Origin of the sequence: Streptomyces sp. RPT161 (genome assembly GCF_027533845.1) — a bacterium.
GTDB classification, from domain to species: Bacteria; Actinomycetota; Actinomycetes; order Streptomycetales; family Streptomycetaceae; genus Streptantibioticus_A; species Streptantibioticus_A silvisoli_A.
Genome location: NZ_JAPZVN010000022.1, coordinates 35,420 through 47,154, shown reverse-complemented (window position 1 = coordinate 47,154; position 11,735 = coordinate 35,420). Strand labels below are relative to the sequence as shown.

Annotated in this window: 11 protein-coding genes and 3 tRNA genes; 9 read left to right on the top strand and 5 right to left on the bottom strand. The window is 70.1% G+C overall.

Features of this window, described 5'->3' with window-relative positions:
- Positions 1–35: 35 nt before the first annotated feature.
- The 4 genes from O5O46_RS29450 to purS form a co-directional block, all read right to left on the bottom strand.
- The gene (locus tag O5O46_RS29450) at positions 36–830 is read right to left on the bottom strand and encodes a maleylpyruvate isomerase family mycothiol-dependent enzyme (protein WP_269858670.1); all 795 of its coding nucleotides are present in this window, start codon (positions 828–830) and stop codon (positions 36–38) included.
- Positions 831–950: 120 nt separating this feature from the next.
- The gene (gene purL, locus O5O46_RS29445; RefSeq protein WP_269858669.1) at positions 951–3,200 is read right to left on the bottom strand and encodes a phosphoribosylformylglycinamidine synthase subunit PurL; all 2,250 of its coding nucleotides are present in this window, start codon (positions 3,198–3,200) and stop codon (positions 951–953) included.
- A gap of 32 nt (positions 3,201–3,232) precedes the next feature.
- Positions 3,233–3,964: a phosphoribosylformylglycinamidine synthase subunit PurQ gene (gene purQ / locus O5O46_RS29440; protein WP_269858668.1), complete on the bottom strand. Its 732-nt coding sequence runs from the start codon at positions 3,962–3,964 to the stop codon at positions 3,233–3,235.
- A complete protein-coding gene (gene purS / locus O5O46_RS29435) occupies positions 3,961–4,206 on the bottom strand; it encodes a phosphoribosylformylglycinamidine synthase subunit PurS (protein WP_269858667.1) in 246 nt (81 codons plus the stop codon). The genes purQ and purS overlap by 4 nt, the downstream gene beginning before the upstream one ends.
- A gap of 367 nt (positions 4,207–4,573) precedes the next feature.
- On the opposite strand from purS, the gene O5O46_RS29430 reads away from it, so the two are divergent.
- The 9 genes from O5O46_RS29430 (at position 4,574) to O5O46_RS29390 (ending at position 10,751) form a co-directional block, all read left to right on the top strand.
- Positions 4,574–4,891, top strand: coding sequence for a histone-like nucleoid-structuring protein Lsr2 (locus O5O46_RS29430; RefSeq protein WP_269858666.1), 318 nt, complete (start codon positions 4,574–4,576; stop codon positions 4,889–4,891).
- Between the two features lie 362 nt (positions 4,892–5,253).
- Positions 5,254–5,325: transfer RNA gene (locus tag O5O46_RS29425), tRNA-Gly, on the top strand.
- A 77-nt stretch (positions 5,326–5,402) separates the two neighbouring features.
- Positions 5,403–5,478 (top strand) — tRNA-Gly (locus O5O46_RS29420).
- A 125-nt stretch (positions 5,479–5,603) separates the two neighbouring features.
- Complete coding sequence (locus O5O46_RS29415) at positions 5,604–6,626, top strand: ABC transporter ATP-binding protein (RefSeq protein ID WP_269858665.1); 1,023 nt, start codon at positions 5,604–5,606, stop codon at positions 6,624–6,626.
- Positions 6,623–7,390 (top strand): ABC transporter permease, encoded by a 768-nt coding sequence (locus O5O46_RS29410; RefSeq protein ID WP_269858664.1) that lies wholly within the window; start codon positions 6,623–6,625, stop codon positions 7,388–7,390. The genes O5O46_RS29415 and O5O46_RS29410 overlap by 4 nt, the downstream gene beginning before the upstream one ends.
- A gap of 48 nt (positions 7,391–7,438) precedes the next feature.
- A complete protein-coding gene (locus O5O46_RS29405; protein ID WP_269858663.1) occupies positions 7,439–8,662 on the top strand; it encodes a sensor histidine kinase in 1,224 nt (407 codons plus the stop codon).
- Entirely contained in the window at positions 8,659–9,300 is a 642-nt protein-coding gene (locus tag O5O46_RS29400) for a response regulator transcription factor (RefSeq protein ID WP_269858662.1), read from the top strand. Before O5O46_RS29405 ends, O5O46_RS29400 begins: the two co-directional genes overlap by 4 nt.
- Positions 9,301–9,318: 18 nt before the next feature.
- Positions 9,319–9,394: transfer RNA gene (locus O5O46_RS29395), tRNA-Gly, on the top strand.
- Between the two features lie 112 nt (positions 9,395–9,506).
- Entirely contained in the window at positions 9,507–10,751 is a 1,245-nt protein-coding gene (locus O5O46_RS29390) for an MFS transporter (protein WP_269858661.1), read from the top strand.
- A 72-nt stretch (positions 10,752–10,823) separates the two neighbouring features.
- On the opposite strand, the gene O5O46_RS29385 is transcribed toward O5O46_RS29390, so the two are convergent.
- Positions 10,824–11,723 (bottom strand): phosphoribosylaminoimidazolesuccinocarboxamide synthase, encoded by a 900-nt coding sequence (locus tag O5O46_RS29385; RefSeq protein WP_269858660.1) that lies wholly within the window; start codon positions 11,721–11,723, stop codon positions 10,824–10,826.
- Between the last annotated feature and the right edge of the window lie 12 nt (positions 11,724–11,735).

Genomic DNA, 11,735 nt, shown 5'->3' with positions numbered 1-11,735 from the left:
CGAAACCCGCAGGGTGACCTGCGCGGAACGCCAGGTCACCCCAGTACCGGCAGGTACCCGGAGAGATCGGCCCGCTCTCCGCTGGCCGACAGACGCGCGGAATCCAGCGCCTCCGCCCAGGTGAGACGGCCGGTGGCCATCCGGATCCAGGTCAGCGGATCGGTCTCCACCACGTTCGGCGGGGTGCCGCGGGTGTGCCGCGGCCCTGTGACGCACTGCACGGCGGCGAACGGCGGAACCCGGAGTTCGACGGAGTTGCCGGGCGCGGCCTCGGCGAGCGCGTCGGCGAGCAGCCGGGTGGTGGCGGCCAGCGCTTGGCGGTCGACGGGGATGTCGAGGCCGGTGGCGTCGGCCAGGTCGTCGGTGTGCACGACGAGTTCGACCAGCCGGGTCACCGCGAAGTCGGCGGCGGTCAGCGAGCCCAGGGTGATGCGGACCAGCCGGTCCGGTAGCGGACCGGCCACAGCGGCTTCCAGGGCCGCCACGGCGCGGGTCAACCGGTCCGCCACGTCCGGGGATTCGTCCGCCGCCTCGCGGGTGTCCGCGTCCAGCCGGTCGGCCAGGCTCGCGGTCGAGCGGGCCCAGCGGGTGAGCGTGAGGTCCGCGGCGGCGGGGGCCTCGGCGGCCAGTACCCGGGGCATCACCTCCACCTGCCGGGCGAGGTGCGCGACGAGTTCCCGCACCGTCCAGCCACCGACCCTGGTCCGCCGCTGGAACGCCTCGGGGGCCAGCCCCCGCACCGCCTCCGCCACGGCCCCGGCCTGCGCCACCAGTGCGCGGCGGGTCTTCTCGGGGTCGTAGGAACGGCTCTTACGGCTACGAGACGGCATGGCCGCAGCGTATCCACCCGCGGCGGGGGGCGACATGTCCTTTTCCCGGGCGGGGCAGCCCCGGCGGGCGACGCGGACGGCGTGGTCTATGGGGTCACGCCGTCCGCGGTCCCGGAGGGCTCAGCCCAGCAGCGCGGGGATGGTGCCCTCGTGCGCCTCGCGGAGCGCGGCCAGCGGGACGGTGAACTGGCCCTGCACGTCGAGAGCGTCGCCGTCGACCACGCCGATGCGCGTGGCCGCCAGGCCGCGCGCCCGGCACATGTCGGTGAACCGCAACTCCTCGCTGCGCGGTACGGAGACGACCGCCCGCCCGGCGGACTCGGAGAACAGCGTGACGAACGCGTCCGCCCCCTCCGGGATCACGATCCGGGCGCCGTTGCCGCCCTTGAGGCAGGACTCCACCAGCGCCTGCGCAAGTCCGCCGTCGGACAGGTCGTGCGCCGCGTCGATCATGCCGTCCCGGGATCCGGAGATCAGGATCTCGGCGAGCAGCTTCTCCCGCTCCAGGTCGACCTTGGGCGGCAGCCCGCCGAGGTGACCGTGCGCGACCTGCGACCAGGCGGAACCACCGAACTCCTCCCGGGTCTCCCCCAGCAGGTAGATCAGCTGCCCCTCCTCCGCGAACCCCATCGGAGTGCGGCGGGTGACGTCATCGATCACGCCGAGCACCGCGACCACCGGCGTCGGGTGGATGGCGGTCTCGCCGGTCTGGTTGTACAGCGAGACGTTTCCGCCGGTCACCGGAGTGCCCAGCACCTGGCAGGCGTCGGCGAGACCACGCGTCGCCTCGGCGAACTGCCACATCACGGCCGGGTCCTCGGGCGAGCCGAAGTTGAGGCAGTCGGAGACGGCCAGCGGCTTGGCGCCGGTAGCCGCGACGTTCCGGTACGCCTCGGCCAGCGCGAGCTGCGCTCCCGCGTACGGGTCGAGCTTGGCGTACCGCCCGTTGCCGTCGGTGGCCACCGCCACGCCGAGGTTGGTCTCCTCGTCGATGCGGACCATGCCGGAGTCCTCCGGCTGCGCCAGCACCGTGTTGCCGAGTACGTACTTGTCGTACTGAGCGGTGATCCAGGACTTCGACGCCTGGTTGGGGCTGGCCACCAACTGCAGTAGGGCGTCGCGCAGTTCGTCGCCGGTGGCCGGGCGCGGCAGCCTGTTGGCGTCGTCGGCCTGGAGCTCGTCCTGCCACTGCGGCCGGGCGTACGGCCGCTCGTACACCGGTCCCTCGTGGGCGACGGTGCGCGGCGGCACGTCGACGATCTGCTCGCCGTGCCAGTAGATCTCCAGCCGGTCGCCGTCGGTGACCTCACCGATGACGGTGGCGATGACGTCCCACTTCTCGCAGATCTCCAGGAAGCGGTCGACGTTGTGCGGCTCGACGACCGCGCACATCCGCTCCTGGGACTCGCTCATCAGGATCTCCTCGGGGCTGAGCGTGGCGTCGCGCAGCGGCACCGTGTCCAGCTCGATGCGCATGCCGCCGGTACCGGCCGACGCCAACTCGCTGGTGGCGCAGGACAGTCCGGCACCGCCGAGGTCCTGGATGCCGACGACCAGCTTCTCCCGGAAGATCTCCAGGGTGCACTCGATGAGCAGCTTCTCCTGGAACGGGTCGCCGACCTGGACCGCGGGCCGCTTGGTCGGGCCGGTCGACTCGAACGTCTCCGAGGCGAGCACCGAGACACCGCCGATGCCGTCGCCACCGGTGCGCGCGCCGTACAGGATCACCTTGTTGCCCGGCCCGGAGGCCTTGGCGAGGTGGATGTCCTCGTGCTTCATCACGCCCACGCACAGCGCGTTGACCAGCGGGTTTCCCTGGTAGCAGGAGTCGAAGACCACCTCGCCGCCGATGTTGGGCAGGCCAAGGCAGTTGCCGTAGCCGCCGATGCCCGCGACCACACCGTGCGCGACGCGCTTGGTGTCGGCCTCCTTCGGGTCACCGAACCGCAGCGGGTCCATCACCGCGACCGGGCGGGCGCCCATCGCCAGGATGTCGCGCACGATGCCGCCGACGCCGGTGGCCGCGCCCTGGTAGGGCTCGATGTACGAGGGGTGGTTGTGCGACTCGACCTTGAAGGTGACCGCGTAGCCCTGGCCCACGTCGACCACGCCGGCGTTCTCGCCGATGCCGACCAGCATGGCCGAGCTCTCCGGGGCCTTCTCGCCGAACTGCCGCAGATGGACCTTGCTGCTCTTGTACGAGCAGTGCTCGGACCACATGACCGAGTACATGGCCAGCTCGGCGCCGGTCGGGCGGCGGCCGAGGATGGCGGTGATCCGCTCGTACTCGTCGGGCTTGAGGCCGAGTTCGGCCCACGGCAGGGCGGTGTCGGGGGTCTGTTCGGCGTTCTTGACGGTGTCGAGGGTCATGCTGCGTCCTTTGGTGCCCTCGCTGCGCTCGGTCACGTGTTCACCAACTGCTTGAGGATCGAGGTGAAGAATCCGAGGCCCTCGGTCGTCGGGCCGGTCAGCGGCTCGACGGCGTGCTCGGGGTGCGGCATCAGGCCGACGACGTTTCCGGCCTCGTTGGTGATGCCGGCGATGTCGCGGCGCGAACCGTTGGGGTTCAGGTCCAGGTAACGGGCGACGACCCGGCCTTCGGCCTCCAGCATGTCCAGGGTGCGCTCATCGGCGACATAGCCGCCCTCGCCGTTCTTCAGCGGGACGGTGATCTCCTGGCCCTGCTCGTAGTCCGCGGTCCAGGCGGTCGAGGCGTTCTCGATCCGCAGCTTCTGGTCGCGGCAGATGAAGTGCAGATGGTCGTTGCGGGTCAACGCGCCGGGCAGCAGATGGGATTCGCAGAGGATCTGGAATCCGTTGCAGATGCCCAGGACCGGCAGACCCTGCTTTGCGCCCTCGATGATCATCTCCATGATCGGCGAGAACCGGGCGATGGCGCCGCAGCGCAGATAGTCCCCGTAGGAGAAACCGCCCGGCAGTACGACCGCGTCGACCTGCTGGAGGTCCTTGTCCCGGTGCCACAGCGATACCGGTTCGGCCCCGGCGAGCTTCACCGCGCGCAGCGCGTCCCGGTCGTCGAGCGAACCGGGAAAGGTGACGACCCCGATCCTGGAGTTACCGAGGCCCGAGGGACCGCCTTTGGGGGTGGTGGTGGGCGACGGGTGGGCGGTCACGAGTCGACCCTGACGGTGAAGTCCTCGATCACGGTGTTGGCGAGGAAACTCTCGGCGATCTTGTGGATACGGGCGAGGGCGTCGTCATCGATCGGCCCCTCGACTTCGAGTTCGAATCGCTTGCCCTGGCGAACGTCCGAGATGCCTTCGAAGCCCAGGCGAGGAAGTGCGCGCTGCACCGCCTGTCCCTGGGGGTCGAGGATCTCGGGCTTGAGCATGACGTCGACTACGACGCGTGCCACGTGCACTCCCGGTGGTGTGGTGCGTGAGGTGACCTCGAAGGTGGCGACTGTGACGACCTCCGAAGTGCTCTCAGCGTACCCGGCCGAAAAATCTACGCGCATAGATATCCCCGTCACCCCATCACGGTTATGCATCGACCGGGGTAACCTCTGTGGAAAACGCAAGGAAAACCGTATGGTCCCGATTGCGGCGCGATGAGGCAGGGAAATATGCCACAGCTTCCGCTCGTAATACCGTCCCTTGCGCAAATCAAAACGCATTGACCCCGACCAGTCGGCTACGGCACATCTCCGCACGTCAGGGCGGACGACATGGGTACCTGGTACGTACCCGTGCAGCCGTTGCCGCACGAAAGGACCGATATCCATGGCGCAGCGCGTGGTGGTCTCCCTCTCCGACGACATCGACGGCGGCGAAGCAGAGGAAACGGTCGCGTTCGGCCTTGACGGCAAGTCTTACGAGATCGACCTCTCCGCCGCGAATGCGGACAAGCTCCGCGACGCGCTGATGCCTTACCTGCAGGCGGGGCGCCGCCGCAGCCGGTCGGGCAAGACGTACAAGCGGACGTCGGTCGCGCCGGACCCGGCGGCGGTGCGGGCCTGGGCGCGGTCCCACGGGTTCGACGTGCCGCCGCGGGGGCGGATCCCCAAGAAGGTGTACGAGGCGTTCGACGCCGCGCGGTGACGGTTCGATCCCCTGCGGCCGGAAGCCGGGGGGCGGCCTCCCGCCCCCGGGCCGGGGGTTGCAGTGAGTTCGGTGCCGCCGACACCGCGCCGTCCGGGCTGTTCGCCGTCGCAGATTTCGTGGGGGCGAGGGGGCGAGTCCCCGAGCCTGTCCGGAGACTCTGGGCGACCCCGAGCCCCCGGACGGACAGGGGTGGGCGACTGCGGCCCGGCGCCCGCGGGGCCGGGTCGAATCGGACGTAAGCCTCCATATGCAGCCATCTGCCCGGCAGTTGAGGGCTCGATTGGACAGCAGCCCCCGGTGATCAGCTAAAGTCTGAAGCGCGCCGGGGGCGAGGCCGAAAGGCCGAACCACCGAACCGCGCGGGTGTAGCTCAGTAGTAGAGCGCCCCTTTTCCAAAGGGGAGGCGCAGTGTGCGATTCCTGTCACCCGCTCCGACGGCCCTACCGGTCGATTCGATCAGGTAGAGTGGTCAGCGCGCCGGGCGGTGAAAGCCGCTCGGAGGCAACCTGCGGACGTAGCTCAGTTGGTAGAGCGCAACCTTGCCAAGGTTGAGGTCGCGAGTTCGAGCCTCGTCGTCCGCTCCAGCGAAAGGGATCCACCTCGTAAGAGGCGGGTCCTTTTCTTTTTGCGTTACTCCGATGACAAATGTCATCAGCACTGATGACACCGCGCACCGTCCAACGCCCCGCCGCGGCGGAACGCTGATGTCATGCACACCGACACTGACCGGCAGGTGATCGAGGTCACCGCCCTGCGCCGCCGCTACGGATCGTTCCGGCCCAGGACCACCAAAAGCGCCACAACCGCCAACGGCACCAAACGCGACACAGGCACAGCCGCCCCCACAGGCACCGCCACCCACACCGGCTTCGAAGCCGTCCGCGGCATCTCCTTCACCGTCGCCCGGGGCGAACTGTTCGCCCTGCTGGGCACCAACGGGGCGGGCAAGACCTCGACCGTCGAACTGCTAGAGGGGCTGGCCGCACCCTCCGGCGGCCAGGTCCGGGTACTCGGCCACGACCCGTACCGGGATCGCGCCGCCGTCCGGCCGCGGATCGGTGTCATGTTGCAGGAGGGTGGGTTCCCGTCCGACCTGACTGTGCTGGAGACCGCCCGCATGTGGGCCGGGTGCACGACCGGCGCGCGGCCGGTGGCCCAGGCGCTGGACATGGTCGGCCTCACCGCGCGCCACCAGGTGCGGGTCAAGCTCCTCTCGGGCGGCGAACGGCGCCGACTGGACCTGGCGTTGGCCCTGCTCGGCAAGCCTGAACTGCTGTTCCTGGACGAGCCGACCACCGGCCTGGACGCCGAAGTGCGCCGGGAGACCTGGGAGTTGGTGCGGCGGCTGCGCGACCAGGGCACCACCATCGTCCTGACCACCCACTACCTGGACGAGGCGGAGGCGCTGGCCGACCGGCTGGCGATCATGCACCAGGGCCGGATCGTGGCCTCCGGCACCCCGGCCGAGGTGACCGCGGCGCGCCCGGCCCGCATCCGGTTCGAGCTGCCGCCCGGCGTCTCACCGGCCGAGCTGCCGCTGTCCGTACCCGCTGCGGCGTCCGGCCGCAGGGTGGAGGTCCGAACCGAGCGGCTGCAGGCGGCGCTGACCGAACTCCTGCTGTGGGCAAGGGACAAACAGGTAGAACTCGTCGGCTTGGACGCCCGATCCGCCTCGCTCGAAGAGGCGTTCCTGGACATCGCCGCGGGCGAGAGGGAGGAGCTGGCGGCATGAGCACCACCACGATGACGCGGATGGCGGCGCTGGGCCGGGCCGAGGCGACCTTGCTGTGGCGCAACCGGTCGGCGGCGTTCACAGCCCTGGCCATGCCGCTGGTCATGATCTACGCGATGCACGCCACCACCGCCAAGATGGGCGTCGGCAGGGTCGGCATGACCGCCACGGCGGTGTCGGTGACCGGCGGGATCGGCATGATCCTTGCCTTCGCCGTCTACGCGAACCTGGTGCCCGCGTACGTCACCCGGCGCGATGAGCTGGTGCTCAAGCGGCTGCGCACCGGAGAGCCGACGGACCTGGAGATCCTGGCCGGTACCGCGCTGCCCTCGGTGGTCGTGGCGCTGGCCCAGTGCGCCGTGCTGGTGGTCGCGGGAACCGCGATGCTCGACCTGTCCGCACCCCGGCGGCCCGAAGTGCTGCTGCTCGGCGTGGTGTTGGGCATACCGCTGATGGTGGCCTGCGCCGCCGCGACGACCATCGTCACCCGTAGCGCGGAGGTCGCCCAGCTGACGACGATGCCGTTGTGGTTGGTCTCGCTCGCCGGTTCCGGGCTGTTCATACCGTTGGAGATCATGCCGCACCAACTGGCCGACGTCTGCCGTCTGTTGCCGATGACCCCGGTCGTGGACCTCTTCCGGGCGGGCTTCCTGGGGGGCGCCGGCGCGATGCGGGTGGTGCGGGACGTGCTGACCGCGGGGGTCTGGCTCGGTCTCGCGGGGTGGTCTGTGCGACGGTGGTTCCGCTGGGAGCCGAGGCGTTGAGGGGTAGGTCCGGTGTTGGGGTGGGGGAAGCGGAGCGGTGCCGGGCGGGTGGAGCTGTACAGCCGCTGTTCGATGTACGTGTCGTTCGGGCTGTTCACGCTCGGCGGGATGTTGGTACTCCTCCCGGGCCTGGCCACCTTCCGCCGGCACCCGTGCGCGCTGCTGCTCACCCCGCTGTCGATGCTACTGCTGCTCTGCCAGGGCGCCTTGGCCATCGCCTTGAACAGCCAGGCGCTCGACCACTACCTGGAGCTACGCGAGGCTCCGGGCCGAAGGCTGACGATCGGGTTGGCGGCGGTGTCCGCGGCGGTGCTGTCGTGTGTGGCGGTGTCGCACGCGGCCGGAGTTCTGGCCTCCTGGGTGGTGGCGGAGGCCGTGATGTTCAGCACGGCCCTGCTCACCGGTCCGTTCTCGCTGCTGATGCCGATCCGGCGCACCGTGTGGGTCTCCGCCCTGGCAGTGGCGACGGTGTCGGTCGTGGTCGGTGCCACCGGACGGGGAGTGGCGCCCCTGGCCGGAAGCCTGTTCATGGGCGCGATCGGCAGTGCGTCGTTCGGCTTCTCCTCCAGAGGGTGCGGCTGGATCCTGTCCGTGCTGCGCGAGTTGGAGCAGGCCCGTGACGTGCAGGCGCGGCTCGCGGTGGCCGAGGAGCGGCTGCGGTTCGGGCGGGACCTGCACGATGTGCTCGGCCGCAACCTCTCGGTCATCGCGCTCAAGAGCGAGCTGGCGGTCCAACTCGTTCGCCGTGAGCGGCCGGAGGCGGTGGAGCAGATGATCGAGGTGCAGCGCATCGCCCGGGAGTCGCAGGGCGAGGTGCGCGACGTGGTGCGCGGCTACCGAACCGCCGACCTCGACACCGAACTGGCAGGCGCCCTGTCGGTGCTGCGCGCCGCCGGGGTGGACTGCCGGGTGCACGGCGACGACGCGTCGGCGCTGCCCGAGCAGGCGCAGTCGGTGCTGGCCTGGGTGGTCCGCGAGGGCACCACCAACGTGCTGCGGCACGGCGACGCACGGCGCTGCGCGATACGGCTGCGGGCGTGTCCGGACGGCGCGGCGGTGCTGACGATGGAGAACGACGGGGTGGACGACCGGCCGACGGGCAAGGGAAACGGCATCGACGGACTACGCGAGCGACTCACCGCGGTGGACGGCACACTGACCGCCGAGCGCCGGCCGGGCGGGGTGTTCCAGCTGACCGCCGAGGTGCCGAGGGCGACCGCGCCGGACGAACCGCGGTCGTACCGGGCGGTCACGGCAGGGGGAGCGGGATGAACGCGCAGGGCCAACCAGCCGGGGACACGGCGCCGGTGCGGGTGCTGCTGGCCGACGACGAACACCTCATCCGGGGCGCGCTGGCCGCGCTGCTGTCGTTCGAGGAGGATCTTCGGGTGGTGGCGGAGGCGGCCTCGGGGCCGGAGGCGTTGGCGATGGCCCGGGCACACCGGCCGCACGTCGCCGTACTGGACCTGGAGATGCCGGGCGCGGACGGTGTGACAGTGGCCACATCGCTGCGCTCCGAACTCCCCGACTGCCGAACCATGATCGTCACCGGGCACGGCCGCCCCGGCCACCTCAAGCGCGCGCTGTCCGCGGGGGTACGCGGTTTTGTACCGAAGACCGTCTCCGCGCAGCGGCTCGCCGAGATCATCCGTACCGTGCACGCCGGAGGCCGCTATGTGGACCCGGAGTTGGCGGCCGACGCGATCAGCGCGGGCGACTCCCCGCTGACCGCCAGGGAGACCCAGCTGCTGGAGCTGGCGGCGAACGGCGCGCCGATCGCGGAGATCGCCGAGCGCGCCGCGCTGTCGCCCGGAACCGTCCGTAACTACCTCTCGTCGGCGGCGGCGAAGCTCTCCGCGGAGAACCGCCATGCGGCGGTGCGCATCGCGCGGTCCCAGGGTTGGCTATGATGGTGCTCAGCAGCGCACGCGGACGTAGCTCAGTTGGTAGAGCGCAACCTTGCCAAGGTTGAGGTCGCGAGTTCGAGCCTCGTCGTCCGCTCCAGTAAGCGAAGGCCCCGGTTGGCTGACCAACCGGGGCCTTCGTGTATTCCGCTTCGGCGTGGGCCATGATCAGGACGTTGACATGGGCCTGACCTCGGCATAGTTTCCGCAGAATGCTGAGTACGGTACGGGAGCAAGCGCGCGGCCTGACCAAGGACCAGCGCAACGCGTTCGTCGCGGCCTATCTGGGCTGGGCGATGGACGCCTTCGACTACTTCCTCGTGGTCCTCGTCTACAGCGAGATCGCCGACGAGTTCAAGGTCTCGCTGACCGACATGGCGTTCCTGACCACCGCGACGCTGATCATGCGGCCGGTCGGCGCGTTCGTCTTCGGACTGTGGGCCGACCGGCGCGGGCGCCGCGTACCGCTCATGGTCGACGTGCTGTTTTACTCCGTCGTCGGCTTCGCCTGCGCCTTCGCCCCGAACTACACGGTGCTGCTGGTGCTGCGGCTGCTGTACGGCATCGGCATGGGCGGAGAATGGGGTCTCGGCGCCGCGCTGGCGATGGAGAAGATCCCGGCCGAGAAGCGCGGCTTCTGGTCCGGGATGCTCCAGGGCGGCTACTCCTTCGGCTATCTGCTGGCCGCCGTCGCGTTCCTCTTCATCGAACCGGCCTTCGGCTGGCGCGGCCTGTTCGCGTTCAGCCTGGTCCCGGCGCTGGTGGCGCTGTTCGTACGGACCAGGGTCGAGGAGAGCGAGGTCTGGGAGCGCACGGTACGGCTGAACGCCACTCCGGCCCGTGAGGTGTTCCGCAACCCGACCGTGCTGCGGCGGTTCGTCTACCTCGTCGCGCTCATGACCGCGTTCAACTGGATGTCGCACGGCACCCAGGACGTCTACCCGACCTTCATCAAGAAGGGCTTGGGGATGTCCGCGGACACCGCGATCGTGATCGCCATCATCTACAACGTCGGCGCGATGATCGGCGGCCCGCTGCTGGGCGCGTACTCGGAGCGGCTCGGCCGCCGCCGGGTGATCACGATCGCCGCCGCGGCCGGGCTGCTGGTGGTTCCGGCCTTCGCCCTGTCGACCACCGCCGGGTGGCTGGCGGTCAGCTCGTTCCTGATGCAGTTGTGTGTGCAGGGGGCCTGGGGTGTGATTCCGGCGCACCTCAACGAGCTGAGCCCGGACGCGATTCGGGGCTTCTATCCCGGCGTCACGTATCAGCTCGGCAATCTCATCGCCGCGCTGAACCTGCCGATTCAGGAGGCGCTGGCGAAGCAGTACAGCTATCCGACGGCCCTGATGGTGACGATCTTCCCGACGCTGGCCGTCGTCATCGCCCTCAGCGCCTTCGGCAAGGAGGCACGGGGCGTCCGCTTCGGCACGGGGTCGGCTCCGTCGGGGCTCACATAGTTCTTCGCGGGGCGCCCCGACCCACAACCAACCGTGCGCAACGCCGGGTGAGGGCCGACGGGAGAAGGCCCCCTACGCCCAGGGCGTACCCGTGAGCCGCTCGTACGCCTCCACATACTTCGCCCTGGTCCGCTCGACGACCTCCTCCGGCAGCGCCGGAGGAGGAGCGTCCGCCGACCGGTCCCAGCCGGAGGCGGCCGAGGTCAACCAGTCCCGCACGTACTGCTTGTCGAACGACGGCTGCGCGCGCCCCGGCTGCCAGCCGTCCGCCGGCCAGAACCGCGAGGAGTCCGGCGTCAGCACCTCGTCCGCCAGCACCAACTCCCCGCCCTCGTAGCCGAATTCGAACTTCGTGTCCGCGAGGATGATCCCCCGCTCCCGGGCGATGTCACGGGCCCGCCCGTACACCGCGAGCGTCGTCTGCCGCAGCAGCGCCGCGGTCTCGGCGCCCACCTGGCGGGCGACCTCCTCGTAGGAGACGTTCTCGTCGTGCTCGCCGACCGCGGCCTTCGTCGCCGGGGTGAAGATCGGCGCGGGCAGCTCGGATCCGTCGACCAGCCCCTCGGGCAGCGCCAGTCCGCAGACGGTACGGTCGCGCTCGTACTCCTTGAGGCCGGATCCGGTCAGGTAGCCGCGGGCCACACATTCGACCGGGACCATGCGCAGGGACTTGCAGACCATCGTGCGGCCCGCCCAGTCGGCGGGCGCCCCCTCGGGCAGATCGGTGGAGATCACATGGTTGGCGACCACGTCGGCGAGCTGCTCGAACCACCACAGGGACAGCTGGGTGAGGATCCGCCCCTTGTCCGGGATGACCGTCGGAAGCACCCAGTCGTACGCCGACATGCGGTCGCTGGCGACCATCACCAGCCGCCCCTCGGCGTCCTGGTAGAGGTCACGGACCTTTCCGGTGTGCAGATGCACCAGGCCCGGTACCTGCTCGGGCTCGGGCTTCTCGACGAATCCGGACACGGTTCCTCCACG